General features: G+C 68.6%; 15 protein-coding genes. 5 read left to right on the forward strand and 10 right to left on the reverse strand.

The features are described from left to right. Positions 1–42: 42 nt before the first annotated feature. On the reverse strand, positions 43–978 hold the full coding sequence (locus tag BLU09_RS32260) for a peptidyl-prolyl cis-trans isomerase (protein ID WP_090494379.1): 936 nt from the start codon (positions 976–978) through the stop codon (positions 43–45). Between the two features lie 153 nt (positions 979–1,131). Between BLU09_RS32260 and BLU09_RS32265 the strand changes: the two genes are divergently transcribed. Beyond that, positions 1,132–2,115, forward strand: coding sequence for a peptidylprolyl isomerase (locus BLU09_RS32265; protein ID WP_090494381.1), 984 nt, complete (start codon positions 1,132–1,134; stop codon positions 2,113–2,115). A 48-nt stretch (positions 2,116–2,163) separates the two neighbouring features. Here the strand turns inward: BLU09_RS32265 and BLU09_RS32270 are convergent, their stop codons facing one another. Then, complete coding sequence (locus BLU09_RS32270; RefSeq protein ID WP_090494383.1) at positions 2,164–3,237, reverse strand: lipid A deacylase LpxR family protein; 1,074 nt, start codon at positions 3,235–3,237, stop codon at positions 2,164–2,166. Positions 3,238–3,262: 25 nt separating this feature from the next. Then, positions 3,263–5,080 (reverse strand): signal peptide peptidase SppA, encoded by a 1,818-nt coding sequence (sppA, locus tag BLU09_RS32275; RefSeq protein WP_090494385.1) that lies wholly within the window; start codon positions 5,078–5,080, stop codon positions 3,263–3,265. Positions 5,081–5,158: 78 nt separating this feature from the next. Between sppA and BLU09_RS32280 the strand changes: the two genes are divergently transcribed. Then, the gene (locus BLU09_RS32280) at positions 5,159–5,482 is read left to right on the forward strand and encodes a hypothetical protein (protein WP_090494387.1); all 324 of its coding nucleotides are present in this window, start codon (positions 5,159–5,161) and stop codon (positions 5,480–5,482) included. A gap of 19 nt (positions 5,483–5,501) precedes the next feature. Here the strand turns inward: BLU09_RS32280 and rtcA are convergent, their stop codons facing one another. From rtcA to BLU09_RS32300, 4 genes are all read right to left on the reverse strand, one after another. Beyond that, a complete protein-coding gene (gene rtcA / locus BLU09_RS32285) occupies positions 5,502–6,584 on the reverse strand; it encodes an RNA 3'-terminal phosphate cyclase (protein WP_090494389.1) in 1,083 nt (360 codons plus the stop codon). Between the two features lie 153 nt (positions 6,585–6,737). Continuing rightward, positions 6,738–8,675: a CocE/NonD family hydrolase gene (locus BLU09_RS32290; RefSeq protein WP_090494391.1), complete on the reverse strand. Its 1,938-nt coding sequence runs from the start codon at positions 8,673–8,675 to the stop codon at positions 6,738–6,740. A 70-nt stretch (positions 8,676–8,745) separates the two neighbouring features. Beyond that, positions 8,746–10,179: a sigma-54-dependent transcriptional regulator gene (locus tag BLU09_RS32295; protein WP_090494393.1), complete on the reverse strand. Its 1,434-nt coding sequence runs from the start codon at positions 10,177–10,179 to the stop codon at positions 8,746–8,748. Then, positions 10,169–11,506, reverse strand: coding sequence for a sensor histidine kinase (locus BLU09_RS32300; RefSeq protein WP_090494395.1), 1,338 nt, complete (start codon positions 11,504–11,506; stop codon positions 10,169–10,171). The genes BLU09_RS32295 and BLU09_RS32300 overlap by 11 nt, the downstream gene beginning before the upstream one ends. 56 nt (positions 11,507–11,562) lie before the next feature. Between BLU09_RS32300 and BLU09_RS39090 the strand changes: the two genes are divergently transcribed. Beyond that, positions 11,563–11,745 (forward strand): hypothetical protein, encoded by a 183-nt coding sequence (locus BLU09_RS39090; RefSeq protein WP_186817835.1) that lies wholly within the window; start codon positions 11,563–11,565, stop codon positions 11,743–11,745. A gap of 331 nt (positions 11,746–12,076) precedes the next feature. On the opposite strand, the gene BLU09_RS32310 is transcribed toward BLU09_RS39090, so the two are convergent. Continuing rightward, entirely contained in the window at positions 12,077–12,688 is a 612-nt protein-coding gene (locus BLU09_RS32310; RefSeq protein ID WP_090494548.1) for a YdeI/OmpD-associated family protein, read from the reverse strand. 46 nt (positions 12,689–12,734) lie between these two features. Further along, positions 12,735–14,096, reverse strand: a complete 1,362-nt coding sequence (locus tag BLU09_RS32315) for a hypothetical protein (protein ID WP_090494399.1) — start codon at positions 14,094–14,096, stop codon at positions 12,735–12,737. A 113-nt stretch (positions 14,097–14,209) separates the two neighbouring features. On the opposite strand from BLU09_RS32315, the gene BLU09_RS32320 reads away from it, so the two are divergent. Then, positions 14,210–15,478, forward strand: a complete 1,269-nt coding sequence (locus BLU09_RS32320; RefSeq protein ID WP_373284020.1) for an MFS transporter — start codon at positions 14,210–14,212, stop codon at positions 15,476–15,478. A 13-nt stretch (positions 15,479–15,491) separates the two neighbouring features. On the opposite strand, the gene BLU09_RS32325 is transcribed toward BLU09_RS32320, so the two are convergent. Further along, positions 15,492–15,686 carry a hypothetical protein gene (locus BLU09_RS32325; protein ID WP_090494403.1) on the reverse strand — a complete coding sequence of 65 codons (195 nt, stop codon included), beginning with the start codon at positions 15,684–15,686 and terminating at the stop codon, positions 15,492–15,494. Between the two features lie 301 nt (positions 15,687–15,987). Between BLU09_RS32325 and BLU09_RS32330 the strand changes: the two genes are divergently transcribed. Beyond that, positions 15,988–16,986 carry a bile acid:sodium symporter family protein gene (locus BLU09_RS32330; protein ID WP_090494405.1) on the forward strand — a complete coding sequence of 333 codons (999 nt, stop codon included), beginning with the start codon at positions 15,988–15,990 and terminating at the stop codon, positions 16,984–16,986. The last annotated feature ends 79 nt before the right edge of the window (positions 16,987–17,065 follow it).

A 17,065-nucleotide genomic window follows, 5' to 3' on the forward strand; every position in this document is an offset into this window, starting at 1 on the left:
GGTCAGTCTCGGCCGCGCCTCACGCCCACCACGACGAATGCGTCAGTGCTGCGCCACCGTATCGGTGCCCGCTGACGCCGCTGCCCGAGCCCCCCCGGACGGGAGCTCGACTGAGGCCTCTTTCCGCAGTCGCGTCAATACCTGCTCGAAGACACGCCGCTGGAGCATGGGTGCCATCTGCCCCAGCACGACCTCCCGAACCTCCTCGAACGGGGGCACCCTCGCGGCCTGGCGCTCCAGCAGCACGAGGATGACAGCCCCAGCGGGCTCCTCGATGACGGCGGTTGCCTCGCCCGGCTTCTTCAGCGCCAGCGCCGCCTTCTCCAGGGCCGCACCGCCAAACTCGCCTCGGGCTAACAGCCCCAGCTCTCCGCCACGGGTCCGCTCTGGCCCATCCCCTGCTTCCGCGACCTTTGCGATGGACTCACCACCAACGACGATGCGTCGGCGCAGGCCCTCCGCGCGCTGAAGGGCTTGCCCCCATGCAGAGCGGGGGCTTCCAGGCGGAACGGACACGAGGATGCGGGCGATCCGCAGGCGCTCGGGCTGGGCGAAGCGCTCCACGTTGCCCTGATAGTAGGCCCGAGCCTCCTGGTCCGTCGGCGCACCGGCCGCCTTCTCCTCCCGGGCCAACAGCGCCTGGATGGTCAGCCGCTCTTCCAACTCCCGAACCTGACGGCGGATTTCAGGGTCCTGGGTGAGCCCGAGCCGCTCGGCCTCAAGTGCCAGCAACCGCTTATCGACCATCGAGCGGATGAACTCCTCCCGCCCTGTGCCCTGCTCGAAACGCACCCGCAGCCCCGGCGGGAGCCGCTGACTTTCGCGAAGGACCTCTTCCTGGGTCACCACCCCGCCCTTGAAGCGGGCAACAACGTTCGCCGAGAGCCCAGCGGGCGCAGGCGCAGCCCGTTCGCACGCCGATATACCGAGCAGGCTGCAGAAATAGATCCACTTCAACAGCCCCATCGCGCGCTTCATCGTGCTTGCATTCTCGCTATTCCGTCCGACGGCAGAATTACTCTATATGTGAGAAAGATCGCAAGGCAGTTGTCCGACGTCGGACATGTGACATTCAATTGCACCAATCCCGGATCAGCGTCCGTGGATGCAGACTTCAAGGTGGAGTGCTCGATGGTCAGGCAGCTTCGGTGGGTGGGAACGGCCTCACTGGCCGTATCTTTGACACTGGGTGCGGGTGGATGCGAACGCAGCAAGACGGGAAATCCTTCCAAAGAGGAAGGACCCGTGGTGGCCATCGTGGGCGAGGGGCGCATCACGAAGCAGGAGTTCGAAGCCAAGCTCGCCGAGCAACCGTCCTTCGTGCGTTCCCGCTATTCCTCTCAGGAAAAGAAAAAGGAATTCCTGGACAATCTTGTCCGGTTTGAATTGCTGGTTCAGGAGGCCAGGCGCCGCGGGCTGGACTCGGATCCGGAAGTCCGCGCCATGCTTGAAAAAGTCATGGTTCAGCAACTCGTGAAGACGCACACGGAATCCGCGGGAGGTGCGGCTGTGGGCGACGAGGAAGCTCGCGCCTACTTCGATGCAAATGTTTCCGAGTTCGTGAAGCCTCCCAGAGTGCGCGTCAATCAATTGCTGCTGAAGGCTCCCCGTGGAAGTCCGGAAAGGGCCAAGGCATTGGCCCAGGCCGCTCGGCTTTCCGCCGAGATTCAGCGCAGTGAGAATGTGAAGCAGGCATTCGATACGGCCGTGCGCACCCACTCTCAGGACACCATGACGCAATCGCAAGGCGGCGACCTGGGATTCCTGACCCGCGATGAAATGGTGGCCGCGGGGGGCGAATCCCTTGCAGAGTCGGCATTCGCGCTGAAGGCAATTGGTCAGCTCTCGGCGCCCATCGAAACGGACACGGGAGTCCATCTGCTCCTGTTGCAGGCTCGTCAGGTGGGGCTCAACCAGACTTTTGATCAGGTCAAGTCACGCATCGTTCAGCGAATGGAGTCCGAACGTCGTGCGAAAGCACTCGATGAGCTGGTCCAATCATTGAAGGACAAGACCCAGGTGGAGGTGAAGGAAGACGTCCTGGCCCAGGTCAATCCGGAGACCCTGACCACCACACCACCTCCCCAAAAGGAACCTGGCGCTCGCACCCCCTGACCTGAGACAGGTCAGACTACTCGTCTGAGTCATCCCCCCACCCTGGCTTCAGTGAAGATACGAAAGCTGAATCTGGGTGAACCGGTGCCCTGACAGAAGCGGGTTCGGCGGGTCGGCCAGTTCCTGAGAGCGGAAGACCATGCTCAGGCCGAACTGGAACCCGCCCGCCCGGAAGGCCGCGCCGAACTCGCTGTCCCCGACGATGGGCGCCTTCCGGACGCTGATGCTCGGACGGAAGAGCGTTCCGTCCAGGAACAGGTTCCTCGCCACCACCCTCACCTGCCCCCGGGCGTACAGGTAGGCCTCCCAGGCGCGTTCATCTCGAATGGCCATCAGCTCCGAGGAGGCCTCTCCCGGAGCCCGCTGAGCCTCCAGTTCCTTGACCACGGACGGCATGATGGGCGCCAGGCCATACGGCCGAGCCAGATAGCCCACACGGACCGTCCCGCCGAGGCTCGCGTTCACGAACACCGTGCCCAGCATCGCCCCGGCGGACCACGTCACGTCCACCACGGGGCTCCAGAGCAGCGGCTGCTCGCGGAGTGCGGAGAAGTGGAACGCGGGTTCGGTGGGCAACTGCTTCTCCCAACCCACCGGAATCCTTGCCACCGTGCGCCCGAAGATGTCGTTCAGCGTCCGGTGGACCCAGCGCTGCGTCTGCGCCGCCCCGGACGCCGGCCCCGTGACGCCCACCGTGGCCTGGAGCGTCAGCCTCGACGAGTCCGCAGGCGCCCTCCCCGCATAGATGTGCTGGAAGAAGATGCCGCCGTGCAGCCAGCCTCCGTAGGGCCGGTCGTTCGGATCCGGGAACACCTCCTGCTCCGGCAGCGGAACGATGCGGCTGGGCGTGTACATATTCTGCGCCAGCGAGCCGCCACAGAGGTACCGGTGCTGCACGCCGTCCGGAAGCCGCAGCGTCCGCGCGATGGAGCGGCACCCGTCGTACTCCCCGAAGTGCTCGATGCGGACGCCGTTCGTGTAGAGCCGGTCGCTCTTGGCGAGCACGTCATTCTCGAAGTGGAGGCTCGTGACGAACGGCAGCTTCTCCTCCACCTTCGCGGCGGAAGAAGCCTCCGCCTGGGCCAGACAGGATGCGGTCAGCAACGCGAGTGCCTTCAGCATCCCTCCAGTCTACCGCTCGCGCCCGTCAGCCCCCGAATGGCCACTGGTCATCAGGAAACACTCTACCCACCACGTCGGCCACCCCGAAGCGCGCGGCATCTTCAAACGCCTCCGTGCCGCCCAGCCCATCCAGGCTCAAAGCCGTGGGGCACAGCGCATACGTCTGCGCATGGGACGCCCCCATCAACAGCTTCAACAGGTTCACCCGCTGCTTGGGGGCGCCATAGGTCATGATTTCGAACCGCTCCGCCGCCGGCACCTTCGCCAGCGACAGCGCGTGGCGGCAGGCCTCCTCGAAACCCCCGACCTGGTCCACCAATCCAACGGCCTTCCCGCGAACGCCCGAGTACACGCGGCCCTCCGCCAACTGGTGGATCTCCTCCTTCGTCCGTCCCCGCCCCTTCGCGACGATGTCGAGGAAGGCCTGGTACATCTCCTCCACCTCGGCCTCCAGCGTGGCCTCCTCTTGCGGCGTGAAGCCACGCGAGAACGAGAGCATGGCCGCGTTCTGCCCCCGGACCAGCACTGTCTTGTGCACCCCGAGCTTCTCCATCAGCCCGGACATGTCGAACTTGCCCGCGAAGACACCAATCGAGCCCACCATGGCGTGCGGCGCGGACCAGATCTCCTTCGCGCCCACCGCCACCATGTACCCCGCACTGGCGCACACCCGGTCCATGTACGCGATGACGGGTTTCTTCCGCGCCACGCGTTGCACGGCCTCCAGCATCTGCTCCGACGCCAGCGGCGTCCCGCCCGGACTGCTGATGTAGACGACCACCGCCTTCGACCGCTTGTCCCGCCCCGCGGCGCGCAGCGCCTTCACCACCGTCTCCGAGGTCGCCATCTTCCCGCTGGCCCCCTTGCCCGGGATGATGATTCCAGACACGGGCACCACCGCGACGCGCGGGTTCCGCCGCAGCCGTTTCCAACGGACCGGCGGGAACGGAACCGTGGAGAGATAGGTCTCCATCGGCTCCAGCTCCATCTCCTCCTCCCCGTCCCCCGACTTCGCCAGCCCGAGGTGCGCGGGCAGGTTCGCCTCGCTCACCAGTGCGTCCGCCAGCCCCGCGTCCACCGCCCGGCGAGCACTGAAGGGCCCCTGGTCGATCAGCGCCCGGACCTCCTCCGGCGTCTTGCGCCGCCCCCGAGCCACCACGTCCACCAGGTCCGCGTAGCGCTCATCCAGGAACGACTCCACCGTCCGCGTCTGGATGTCCGACACGACGGGCCTGGTGAAGAGCTCCGGCGCCGTCTTGTAGTCCCCGCGCCGGATGAATTGCGGCCGGATGCCCACGCGCGACAGGCCCGCGCCCAAGGCAGTGGCCTCAGCGGCGTAGCCCACCAGCTCCACGCGGCCCATGGGGGGCAGGAGCACCTCGTCCGTCGAGCACAGGAGGGCATAGCCCTCGTTGTCCACGTGGACCGCCCAGCCCACCACCCGCTTGCCCTGGGCTCGGAAGGCCCTCAACACCGCCACCAGCGCATCCCGCTTCGCCGCGGGCACGGCCAGGTCCTCCACCTCCAGGAGGATGCCCTTCACCCGGCCGTCCTTCGCCAGAAGCTCCAACGACTCGCGGAGGCGCTCCACGGACGTGACATCCGACGGCTCGGGGCGGCTGCCCCCCAACTGCAACCGGCGCCGGCGTCGCTCGCGGTACGGCGGGTTCCCCGTCAGCCGGAAGCGGACGTAGGCGGGCCGGTGGCTGGCGGCCATCATTCGGAATGGGGCGCCCAGCAGGGAGACCAGAAGGAGGTACAGGTTGGCGAGGACGATGAAGGGCAGGCGCAGCATGGCGTCCGGAGTGGAAATGTGGGTCCCCGGCCCGTAATGGACGCTCACTCAGCGTGCAAGCCCTGTTCAGTCCATCCGTTGGGTCGTGATAGCCTCCCCCGCCATATGCGATACCTCGTTCCCCGGATGTTCCTCGTCCTCGCGCTCAGCTCGGGTGGTGCCGCGCTGGCCCAGCCTCGCAAGCAGGTCCAGGATTTCCAGGCCCCCCGCGAGATGACCGCCGAGGAGCGTGAGGCCGCCAAGCAGCGCGCCATGGGCAACAACCTCAACTCCTACGGCAAGGACGTCCAGCTCAAGCAGAAGCCGATTCCGTGGATGGCCATCGGCCTCGCGGGGCTCGTGTTCGTGGTCGCCGTGCCTTTCGGCATCCGCGCGTACCGGAACACGTCCAAGGACATCGCCGGGCAGAACACCTTCGGCGCCAACCGCGGCGACGACGAAGCGGCCTGAGCCGGTTCCGGCCCGGACTTCACGCGGGCCGGACCTCCACCGAACCTCCCGCATCCACCGTGACGCGCACGGGCAGGAAGCGCTCCACGACACGGGCGTGGGTGGTGAGGTGGTCGGTGATTCGCGCCGCCGTGAAGCGCGTGGTGCCCGGTGACGCCGGCCCCAGGCGCCCGGCGGCCAGCAGCGCGGCGGGCAGGAGAATCTGATCGGCGAGGTGCTCATCGAGCGCCCCACCCGTCTCCATGAACCGCGCCAGGGCCTCGCCTCCCTCGCGGCCCACGTCCTCGGCGGGGCGGCCCCGCTCTCCCAGCGCGGTGAAGCCCGCGATGGTGTGCTCGAACTGGGCCAGGACGAAAGTGACGGTCCCCACCGAACGCGTCACCGCCAGCGGGCGGTTGTCCGCCTCCGCCAGGATGCCTCGCTCACGCAGCGCCCCCACCGCGGCCCGCGACTGACGCTCGGCGATGGTGAACGGCAGCCCGCCGGTGAAGGACGACACGCGGACCTCGCGCAACATGCCTCGCGCGGGCAGCTCCACCAGCCGGGGCGGCTCCTGCGGCGGCCCCACCTCCGCGACAATCTCCCCCGCGCCCTCCGGGTAGAAGCCGGCGTGCACCAGGGACAGCAACACCGGCAAGCCATACGCATGCGCCACCGGCTGCCAGACGGTGGCCACGTAGTGGAAGCTGGGGCTGTGCGACAGGTGCGTGCCGCCTCGCAAGGTCAGCCGTCCTCCGCCGGCCAGGGCCAGCGGATAGACGAGGCACTGGAAGAGCAACGGCGTGCTGCCCGCGGTGCCCACCTCCAGCAGGTAGTCGCCGGCGCGCACGGGGGCCGGGGTGAAGGAGAGCTCGGAGGCGCCGACGGTGGCGCCCTCGGAAGAAGCGGCGCCGCCACACAGGGCCTCGGCGCCGCGGACGCAGGCCAGGTGCTGGGGACGCAGACCGGGCGGATCACGTCGCTCGCGCAGGCGCGTGATGTGGAACGGGCGGCCGGTGATGAGCGACAGCGACAGCGCGGAGCGGAGAATCTGGCCGCCCCCTTCGCCCTCACTCCCATCCAGCCGCACCAGCCCGGTGTCGGGCCCCTGGGTGCCGGTCATGTCCCTCCCGTTTCAGGTGCCACCGCGTGAATGAAGCCCCAGGGTAACAGGAACGCAAGGCCGGCACCCCCACGACAACACCCTTCCCTTCGCCGCTGCACAGAAGCAGCCCTGATGGCGACGAACGGAGGGGGCCGCGTGGGGGCCCTCGCGCTACTCGTCCAACGAGGGCAGCACGCCCACCTTGATGAAGCTGGGGTTCGCCGCGGAGTGGTAGACGCGGTGGAAGGCGCGCGTGAAGTGCTCCTCCTTCGCCTCGAAGATGTTGGGCACGTAGGTCTGCGGGTTGCGGTCGATGAACGGGAACCAGCTCGACTGGACCTGGATCATCACGCGGTGCCCACGCTGGAAGGTGTGGAACACGTCGTTGATGACGAAGCGCACCTTCGTCACCTCGTTGGGCTTGAAGGGCTTGGGCTCGCTGTAGCTGTCGCGGAACCGGCCACGGAAGGGCTCGCCGCGCACCAGCGTCTGCTGATGGCCCCGGTTCTTCTTCCCCTGCTCTTCATCGCCCTTGCGCCACCCGCGCACCTTGCCCGGGTTGACGTCCACCAGCTTGACCACCCAGTCCGCGTCGGTGCCCGTCGTGGAAACCCACAACTCCGCCTCCAGCGGTCCCGCCAGCGTGAGGTCGCGCTCCAGCGGCTCCGTCTCGAACACCAGGACGTCCGGCCGGCGCGCGGCGAAGCGCTGGTCCTCCGTCATGTAGTCCTTGCTCCAGCCCGTCATCATCTCCTGCGTGTACGGCACGGGCTTGGCTGGGTCGCTCACGTACTCGGCGAAGGACGCGCCCGTCGTCTTCGGCGCCGTCGTGGCCAGGCCCCCCTTGGGCTGGAAGTACAGCCGCGTCTCGCGCAGCCCCTTGGGCGGCCACGTGTCGAAGCGGCGCCAGCGGTTGGCGCCCGTCTCGAACACCATGGCCTCCGGCACGTCCGGCTTCGCGCCGCCCTTGAGGTGGTGCTTGAAGAAGTCCAGCGCCAGCGTCTGGTAGGCCTCGCTGGTGGCGAAGCCGAAGTCCGCGTCGCCCAGGGACTCGCCTCCGCCGCGCTGCCAGCCGCCGTGCGGCCACGGGCCCATGATGAGGCTGTTGGAGATGCCGGGGTTCTGCTTCTCGATGGCGGCGTAGGTCCGCAGGGGGCCGTAGAGGTCCTCGGTGTCGTACCAGCCGCCCACCGTGAGCACCGCCGCCTTGATGTTCTTCAGGTGCGGGAGCAGGTTCCGCGCCTGCCAGAAGCTGTCGTAGTTGGGATGCGCGGTGACGTCCTTCCAGAAGGCGACGTCCCCCTTCATGTGCTTCGCGTCCGCGTTGCCCAGGGGACCCAGGTCCAGGAAGAACTGGTAGCCGTCGGGCGTGCCGTGCTCGAAGCGTTGCCACTCCTCGTTGTCCGTGGGATGGGGCCGGGGCTTGCCGAACGTGGAGAAGAAGTTGAACGCCAGCGCCAGGTTGAAGGCGCCGTGGCGGTGCATGTCATCCCAGAACCAGTCGGCGATGGGGGCCTGCGGCGACACCGCCTTGAGCGCCGGGTGCGAATCAATGGCGCCCGCCGACGCGTAGAAGCCGGGGTACGAAATCCCCCACTGGCCCACGCGGCCATTGTTGTTCGCCACGCGCTTCACCAGCCACTCGATGGTGTCGTACGTGTCGGTGCTCTCGTCGAAGTCCTTGGGCCCGGCCTTCTTCGGCTTGTGGGGGCGGACGTTGACGAACTCGCCTTCGGACATGTTGCGCCCGCGCACGTCCTGGAAGGCGAAGATGAAGCCGTCCTTCTCGAACGCCTCGGTGGGGGCCAGCGCGGGGGGATACCGGTCCACGCCATAGGGCGCGACGCTGTAGGGTGTGCGCACCAGGATGATGGGATAGCGCTTCCCCGGTGACGCGTCCGCGGGGACGTAGACGGAGGTGAACAGGCGCGTCCCGTCCCGCATGGGAATGCGGTACTCGAACTTGGTGTACTTCGAGCGGACGCGCTCGGTGCGCTCGGGAGAGATGCTGTAGGTGCGCTTCGGGGCTGGCGGGGTGGACTGCGCCTGCGCCGGGCCTGCGACGGTGGCCAGCAGGACAGCCGCGAGGCATCGGGTCACGGGATGCATGCACGCTCCTGGAACGATGACGCTGGAAGGCCGGCCCGCAACACCGCGAGCGGCCCGCTTGTTCCCGGAATCAGGTCCGCTCTTCCCCGCCGTCGTCCAGCCCGTACTTGCGCAGCTTGTCATGCAGGGTGGCCCGGCCAATGCCCAGCCGCCGCGCCGCTTCACTGCGGTTTCCGCCCGCCATGCGCAGCGCGTCCAGGACCAGGCCGCGCTCGTACGCCTCCACTCGCTCCTTGAGCCCCGCGCCGGGAGCCTCGTCCTGCGGCCCTGGACGGACCGGGTCCAGTGACGCCCCCGGGAATCCACTATCCGCGCCTGCCGGTTCGGCGGAAGGCAACTGGCCCAGGTCCAGCCGCCCCTCGCTGGACAGCGCGACCAGGCTCTCCAGCGTGTTCTCCAGCTCGCGCACGTTACCCGGCCACGGGAAGGCACGGAGCTGTTCGAAGAAGCCGTCGGGGATTTTCAGCGGGCCCGTGTGGAACCGGTCGATGAAGCGGTCCAGGAACACCCGCGCCAGCACGGGGATGTCCTCGGGGCGCTCGCGCAGCGGCGGCACCCGGAGCTGGACGACGTTGAGCCGGTAGTAGAGGTCCTCGCGGAACGCGCCCTCCAGGGCCAGGCGCCGCAAGTCCCTGTGGGTGGCGGCGATGATGCGCACATCCACCGTCACCGGCCGGTCCTCCCCCACCGGGCGAACCTCGCCCTCCTGAATCACGCGAAGGAGCCGGGCCTGGAGCGTGGGCGCCAGCTCGCCCACCTCGTCCAGCAGCAGCGTGCCGCCATCCGCCTCACGGAAGAGTCCGGGCCGCGCGCGGTGGGCTCCAGTGAAGGCGCCCCGGGCGTGGCCGAACAGCTCGGCCTCCGCCAGCTCCTCGGTGAGTGCCGCGCAGTTGAAGCGCAGGAAGGGCCGGTTCGCGCGCGGCGAGGCCCGGACGAGCGCGTCCGCCACCCGCTCCTTCCCCGTGCCGCTCTCCCCGGTGATGAGCACCGTCACGTCCCGGGAGCCCGCCAGTTGCACGAGCTGCGCGAGCCGGGCCATGGGCTCCGAGACGAACACCAGCGAGCGGGACAGGTTCAGCTCACCCGAAAGCCGCGCGTTCTCCTCGCGGAGCCGCACCGACTCCAGCGCGCGGGAGACGACCGCCAGCAGCTCATCCACCTCGAAGGGCTTGCGGAAGTAGTCGTAGGCCCCCGCCTTCATGGCCTCCACCGCGAAGCGCTCGGAACCATGCGCGGTGATGACGATGACGCGAGGCGACCGGGGGAACGTACTCAGCCGGCGAACCAGCGCCATGCCGTCCATCCGAGGCATGCGCAGGTCAGAGATGACCAGCTCGTAGGGCCGCGCCGACAGCTTCTCCAGCGCATCCTCGCCATCCACGGCTTCATCCACCTCGACACCGGAGAGGCTCTTGAGCATCTCCCGCAGCGTGAAGCGAACGCCCGCGTCGTCATCCACCACCAGGACGCGCGTGGTGCCACCCTCCCTGGCCTCATCCCACATTCGCGACTCCGTGCAGTGGCCGCAGGATCTCCGCTGGCAGCTCTCGCGGAAGCGTCAACGCCGCCTCGCATCCGCCTCCTACCGTATTCGTCAGCGTGACGTCTCCGCCGTGCTGTCTCGCCAGGGCGCGTGCCACCGTCAGGCCCAAGCCGGAGCCCCTGGCCTTGGTCGTCACGCCCGCGTCGAACACACGGGCCTCGAGCTCGGAGGCCAGTCCGGGCCCTGAGTCGCGCACGAAGACGCGGGCCTCGCCCACGGGCAGCGCGCGGACCTCCACGGTGACACGCCCGCCCGTGGGACAGGCCTCGATGGCGTTGTGCAGCAGGTTCATCAACACCTGCTTCACCTTGCGCGAGTCACACACGGCCTCCACGCCCTCCGTGCCCTTGCGCTCCAGCCGCACGCCGTGGCCCGCCGCCAGTCCTTCGTGCAGCACCAGGGCTTCGTCGCACAGCGCGCCCAGGTCCACGGGGCTCACCGTCAAAGGCACCAGCGGCCGGGTGAAGTTGAGGAACTCCTCCAGGATGCCCTGCATCCGCACCACCTCGCCCGACAGCACCTGCAGGCGTTCGGCGGGCTGGGCGCGACCTGCTTCGCGCGCCATGAGCTGGGTGAGGCCCTTCACCGTGGCCAGCGGGTTCTTCAGCTCGTGGGCAATCTCTCCGGACATGGCCTCCAGGGCGCCCGCATACGAGCGATGCGTGGCCAGCAGTTCGTCGCGGCTGGCGAGCGCTTCGCTCAGCATGTTGTCGAAGGTCGTCCGGATGGCGCCGCCCGCCGCGCTGCACACGCAGAGCATGATGGCGGTGACGAGGGCGCCCGCGACGAGCAGGACGGACGACGGCGCGCCGAGGAACCACAGGGGCAGCCCCTGAACCAGCCCGGAAATCTGGACGAAGGAGACGGCCATCAGCGTGGACAGCTGCGCCATCAACAGCCGCGAGCGATCCCGGGGCGTCGCTGCCAGGCTCGACAAGAAGCCCAGGGGCAGCGCGGCGGGCAGCACGGGGCTGGCGATGCCGCCTGTCCCCACGATGATGCTCGTCAGGATGATCTGCCCCATCCACAGATTGAGCGGCACGCTGCGCGCGTCAACGCCGTCGCGCTGGAAGCGGCGGAACTCATGGAAGAAGTAAGTGAAGGCGCCCACCCCCACCACGCTCATGAACACGCATCGCCAGGGTGCGCCGTCGATGACGGCGACACACACGGCGGACAGCAGCAGCAACAGCGACAGGAACAGGCGGACACGAACGAGCCGGCCGAACAGGCGCCCGAAGTGCTTGAGCTGGATGTCCTCGAAGTAGCGCTGGGTCCGCGAGTCCATGGGGCCTCTCCCGCTCACGCCTCCCCGCTCATCGTATGTCAGCCGCGCCCCCCTCAATGACCGTCAACTGGGGCGCCGCCTTTCGCTCCGGGGCGCGGGCCCCGGACACGCTCTGCCCTCCCGTCACCGAGCGCTCGGTGGAGGAAGTGCGGGGTTGGCTGGCCTGGGACGCAGCGCGGCGCGGCGCGGGCCGCAGTGGCAAGCCGAAGTACAGGTACATGTCGAGCAACATGGATTGACTTCCCCTTGGCGGATGCGTGGACGCTGAAACGCATCCGGCCTGGAGCAATGGTGATGCCACCGGCTGTCCGGCCATTCACCGGGGCGCGCCACTTCGCGAGGAAGCGGCGAAACGCACCGTGCCATGGGCTCCAGGCGCACTTTCGTGAAAAAGGATGAAGTTGCGTGAGGCAAGCGCGGAGGTGACGTGCGCGGGAAACCACCCCGAGGGGTCGGGTCACCGCCGGGGTTCCGGCAGGGTGCCGGATTTCCGGCAGGTCCGTCGCACGGCCCTCCGGCACACGGGCGGTGCCGGGTAGCGGCATGGGACTTGCCGGGGCTCGTCCCCGTTCAGGCGTGCAGCGATTCGTGCCGGGCCAGCATCTCGATGAACTGTTCGATTCGCCGAGCCCGCGTCTCCGCCTTCTTCGCGGAGTGGACGCGCCACAGGATGGCGTACCGGTTCGCCGCGTTGAGCGTGGCGAAGAACGCGGCCGCCTTCGCATTCGCGGCCAGGGCGCGGGCCAGGTCCTCGGGCACAGTGGCCTTGCTCTGCGACGCGTAGGCGGCGTCCCAGCGGCCATCCTTCTTGGCGAGCTCCACGACCTCCATGCCCGACGGCTTCATCCGGCCCGCGGCGATGAGCGCTTCCACCTTCTCGCAGTTGATCTTGGACCAGACGCTCTTCGCGCCCCGGGGGGTGAACTTCTGGAGCCACGCGGTGTCGTCGAAGGCGTTCTTCTGACCGTCAATCCAGCCCCACGCGAGCGCGACGTCGAGCGCCTCGGCGTAGGTGACGGATTCAATGCCCGAGCCCTTCTTCGCCAGCTTCAGCCAGAGGCCGCGCGACAAGGCATGGTTCGCTTCGAGCCAGGACGCCCATTCCGCGGGCGACGCGAAGGCAATCGTCGGGAGCTCAGCGGCGGGCGCCTTCTTCGCGGCGGCCTTCTTCGTTGGACTCATGGTGGCATCAGCGGATAGCACGAGCCGCCAGCGCCCCGCCAACAACCTACGGAGGACTCTCCGCCGCCGTCTTCGTGTCTCCCCCGCCGCCCAGCAGCTTCTCCTTCAATGCGCTCAGGCCCTTGCTACCGGCGGCCCGCACGCCCTCGAAGGAATCCCCCGCCTCTCGGGCGAAGTCGTCCATGGAGCGCTGCGCGAGGCCTTGACGGACCCGGTCCATCCATAGGACGGGCGCCAGGACCTGCCCTGCCCGCTCCGGTCCCAGGAGCGTGACGAGGATCTTCTCCGGGCCCCCTGCCCTCGCCACGAGCGCCTGTCCCAGGATGGCGGCGGCCCGCGCCTGGAGGAAGATGGGCAGCCGTTCGCCGTGCTTGCGCATCGCGTCCGCGCTGGCCTGGAGGTCACGCCGCTCGGTCTCGCCCAGGTACGGACTCTTCGCCAGGGTGTCGAGGTAGCGCGCGGATTCGTCGTAGCGCTCCCGGCGGAAGTGGATGAAGGCCCAGCCCCACCACGTCAGCTCATTCTCGATGCCAAGCTTCTCCAGGGAGCCCAGGCCCCGCTCGAGGTCGTCCTCCGCTGCACGTTCGCGCTTGAGCCCCATGCGGTTCCAGGCCCGCAGGAAGTAGCCCGTGGCGAGCAGCGTCTCGCGGACCTGTGCAGGCGTGGCATTCCGCATCGCTGGAAAGTCGCTGGCGGGCAGCGCCTCGGCTTCGGACAGGAACGCATTCAGCTCCTCCTCGGCCGCGTAGTGATAGCCCGCGCCGCAGAAGGCCATCCCCCGGCTGCCGCGAACCGACACGCGCAGCCCTGGCGGCCACGCGGGCTGAGGCGTGGCGCGTGACAGCTCGTAGAGCACCAGGTCGGTCGCGGGGACACGGTTGCCCGAGTCCGCCGCGTCCAGCACGAACCACAGCGCGGAGAGGAACGCGTGCTCCTGGCCCGCGTCGTAGCCCGGCAGCGGAGGCGGCTGGTCCGGCTGAAAGCGGTTCCATAGGAGGGGGAACTCGTCCTCGTCGCGCTGCTCCAGCGTCTTCTTGGCCTTGTAGAACGCGACGCCCAGGTCCAGGTACGCCTTCGCCACGCGGAGCGCTTCTTCCTCTGAGGCAGCCTTCGCCGGCAGCTCCCGCGTGTCCTCCAGCGTCTGCCAGAGCGCGGCGATCTCGGCGGGAGCGTTCGGCTGACCCTCCGCGCGCATCGTCAGCTTGAGCGCCCGGTACGGGACCAGCGAGTAGGCGTCGCGAATGCGCGCTTCGATTTCCTCCCGCTCCTGTGCGGCTCGCTCCGCATCGGACTTGCGGCAGCCGCCCAGGACCGTCAGCAGCATCACGGCGATGACGCGTCCCAGGAGGCGTGGCGCCGAGCGTGGCGTGGAGACCTGGTTCACCCCGTCCTTCGCGTCCTTGTTCATCGGGAAAGGAAGGTATCACGGCGACCTTGGCGTACCCATGCCCCTGCCGCCTTGGGCGCCGACACAGGCAGACGGTGGCGCGCGACGGGCCCGTGGATTACAGCGCCGCCAGCATGACTCATCAGGCTGCGGCTTCCGGGCTCTCCATCTTCCAACATCGAGACTTCCGCTTCTATCTGCTGGCGCGCCTGTGCGCGGTGCTGGCCGTCCAGATTGAGTCGGTGGCCATTGGCTGGCAGGTCTACGAGCTCACGGGCAGCGCGCTCGCGCTCGGATATACGGGGCTGGCGCAGTTCCTGCCGTTCCTGTCGCTGTGTCTGGTGGGCGGCCAGGTGGCGGACCGCGTGGATCGGCGGACCATCCTGGCGGTGTGTCAGACGGTGATGCTGATCTGCAGTCTGCTGCTGCTCGCGTTCACCTTGGGCCATATCCGCGACGTGCGATTCGTCTATGGCGTCCTGGTGCTCTTCGGCGCGGCGCGCGCGTTCCATGCCCCGGCGGGCTCCGCGCTCACCCCGCATCTGGTGCCGCCCGAGCACCTGACTCGCGCCGTGGCCATCAACTCCACCACGTGGCAGGTGGCCACCATTGGCGGCCCGGCCGTGGGCGGCATCCTTTATGGCTGGATCGGCGCCGCGGGGGCCTACACGGCCTCCGCGACGCTGTGCGCCCTCTCCGTCATCTGGATTCTCACCCTCACGGTGCGGACCGGGCGCGCGTCCGCCGAGCCCCTCTCCCTGTCGACCCTGGTCGCGGGACTCGGCTTCGTTCGACGGCAGCGCCTGCTGCTGGGCAGCATCACCCTGGACCTGTTCGCCGTGCTCTTCGGTGGCGCGGTGGCGCTCCTGCCCATCTACGCGCGGGACATCCTGCACACAGGGCCATGGGGACTGGGGCTGCTGCGCTGTGCGCCCGCGTTCGGCGCAGCGGTGGTGGCCGTCTTCCTGGCCATGCGGCCCATGGGCGGCAACACCGGCCGGAAGATGTTCATCGCGGTCGCCATCTTCGGCGCGGCCACGCTCGTCTTCGGGATGAGCCGCTCGTTGCCCCTGTCGCTGGCGGCGCTGACGATCGCAGGCGCCGCGGACATGATCAGCGTCGTGGTCCGCCACACGCTGGAGTTGATGGCCACCCCGGACGACATGCGCGGCCGCGTGGGCGCGGTGAACATGATGGCCATTGGCGCCTCCAACGAACTGGGCGAGTTCCGCGCGGGCGGGTTCGCCGAGTACGTGGGCGCCGTACCCGCGGTGGTCGCGGGCGCGGTGGGTACGCTGGCGGTGGTCGCGCTCTGGGCGTGGGCCTTCCCCGAGCTGCGGCGGGTGGACCGCCTGGAGTCCTTCGCGCAGACGAAGGAGCCTCCAGCGGCGCCCGCGAGTTGATGGCCCGCGATGCTCAAGCCTGCGCGCCGTCGTAGCTGACGCGCAGGCCTCGATGGGTCACGGTGATGAGGGGGCGGCCCAGCCAGCCACAATGGCGGCACACGGCGCTGGGACCGGAGGCGGTGACGCGCACGGGCAGGTCCGCCGCGCAGACGGGGCACCCCTCGGGAAGCGTGTAGTCACGCGAGCTTGCGTTCACTTCGGTCATGTATTTCAGGTAACGCAGTCGCGCGTCGCCGCAAGCAGCCGGCCAGACACGTTGGCGTGCAGCCGGCCCTGGGCACGCCAGACAGGCCGCTGGTGCCCACTCCTTGCGCCGTGAGGGCTTCCGTCACCGCGAGGCCGCTTCCGTGAGCCGCACCCGTAACCAGGGGGCACCAACATGAATGCGGCGTCATGTTCATGTCGGAATGGTGGAGCACGGCGCTGGCGCCGGCAATGTCTCCACCTACCCGCCTCGCGCACTCCGCGGTAGAGGTCCGCCGCTGCCCGGAGTAAGGGGGGCAAACATGCCCCTTCGCCTCGTGAAACGACTTGCCCGGGACTGGTTCCTGCTGGGGATGTTCGGCGCCGTCATCCTGGCCGCGCTCTTCCCGGAGTTCGGTACGTCGGGCGGACCGATGCACGCGGACGTCGTCGCCGACGTGGGCATCTTCGCGGTGTTCCTGCTCCACGGCCTGGGCCTGCCCGCGGCCCAGCTCCGCGCGGGCGTGGTGACGTGGCGGGTCCACGTGGTGGTTCAGGTCTTCACGTTCGTGGTGTTTCCACTGCTGTGGTGGCTGGGCGACGTGCTGGTGGGGCGCTGGATGCCAGCGGACCTGTCGCTGGGGCTGCTCTATCTCTGCGCGGTACCGTCGACCATCTCCTCCTCGGTCGCGATGACGGGCGTCGCTCGAGGCAATGTGCCCGCCGCCATCTTCAACGCCAGCTTGTCCAGCCTGCTGGGCATCGTGTTGACGCCGCTCATCATCGGCCTGTTCGCCAGCGCCACCGGGCACTCCCTGCCCATGGGCCAGGCCATCCTCAAGCTGTCGCTCCTCCTGCTGCTCCCCCTGGCGCTGGGGCAATTGCTGCGCCCGCTGGTGGGCGGCTGGTTCGCCCGCTACCGGCCTTACACGAATGCCTTCGACCGGGTCGTGATCCTGCTCCTCGTCTATTCGTCGTTCTGTGACTCGATCACCTCGGGCCTGTTCTCCGACTACGGCGCGGCGGTGCTGGGCGTGGCCTTCGTGGGCGCGATGATCATCCTGGCCATCGTGCTGATGCTGACCACGCGGACGGCTCGGGCGCTGGGCTTCTCCAAGGAGGACGAAATCACGGTGGTCTTCTGTGGGTCGAAGAAGACACTGGCCTCAGGGGTGCCCATGGCGCGGCTGCTCTTCGGCGCCAATCCCGCCCTGGGTCTCATCGTCCTACCGTTGATGTTCTATCATCAGGCCCAACTCCTCGTGTGCTCGCTCCTGGCGGAACGCTACGCGAAGCGCCCGGCGGGACAACCTGCCGCGTAGGCCCCGGTGCGCATCCCCGGCGGACCGGCACTGTGATAGGTGCGCAAACCACGTATGTCAGAGCCGCACAGAACGTCAG

This window comes from Myxococcus virescens (assembly GCF_900101905.1).
GTDB classification, from domain to species: domain Bacteria; phylum Myxococcota; class Myxococcia; order Myxococcales; family Myxococcaceae; genus Myxococcus; species Myxococcus virescens.

Bases quoted from the DNA above. Each gene is read 5' to 3' on its own strand.
- BLU09_RS32260 (WP_090494379.1), bottom strand. From the start codon at position 978: ATGAAGCGCGCGATGGGGCTGTTGAAGTGGATCTATTTCTGCAGCCTG.
- BLU09_RS32265 (WP_090494381.1), top strand. From the start codon at position 1,132: ATGGTCAGGCAGCTTCGGTGGGTGGGAACGGCCTCACTGGCCGTATCT.
- BLU09_RS32270 (WP_090494383.1), bottom strand. From the start codon at position 3,237: ATGCTGAAGGCACTCGCGTTGCTGACCGCATCCTGTCTGGCCCAGGCG.
- BLU09_RS32280 (WP_090494387.1), top strand. From the start codon at position 5,159: ATGTTCCTCGTCCTCGCGCTCAGCTCGGGTGGTGCCGCGCTGGCCCAG.
- rtcA (WP_090494389.1), bottom strand. From the start codon at position 6,584: ATGACCGGCACCCAGGGGCCCGACACCGGGCTGGTGCGGCTGGATGGG.
- BLU09_RS32290 (WP_090494391.1), bottom strand. From the start codon at position 8,675: ATGCATCCCGTGACCCGATGCCTCGCGGCTGTCCTGCTGGCCACCGTC.
- BLU09_RS32295 (WP_090494393.1), bottom strand. From the start codon at position 10,179: ATGTGGGATGAGGCCAGGGAGGGTGGCACCACGCGCGTCCTGGTGGTG.
- BLU09_RS32300 (WP_090494395.1), bottom strand. From the start codon at position 11,506: ATGGACTCGCGGACCCAGCGCTACTTCGAGGACATCCAGCTCAAGCAC.
- BLU09_RS39090 (WP_186817835.1), top strand. From the start codon at position 11,563: ATGACCGTCAACTGGGGCGCCGCCTTTCGCTCCGGGGCGCGGGCCCCG.
- BLU09_RS32310 (WP_090494548.1), bottom strand. From the start codon at position 12,688: ATGAGTCCAACGAAGAAGGCCGCCGCGAAGAAGGCGCCCGCCGCTGAG.
- BLU09_RS32315 (WP_090494399.1), bottom strand. From the start codon at position 14,096: ATGAACAAGGACGCGAAGGACGGGGTGAACCAGGTCTCCACGCCACGC.
- BLU09_RS32320 (WP_373284020.1), top strand. From the start codon at position 14,210: ATGACTCATCAGGCTGCGGCTTCCGGGCTCTCCATCTTCCAACATCGA.
- BLU09_RS32325 (WP_090494403.1), bottom strand. From the start codon at position 15,686: ATGACCGAAGTGAACGCAAGCTCGCGTGACTACACGCTTCCCGAGGGG.
- BLU09_RS32330 (WP_090494405.1), top strand. From the start codon at position 15,988: ATGCCCCTTCGCCTCGTGAAACGACTTGCCCGGGACTGGTTCCTGCTG.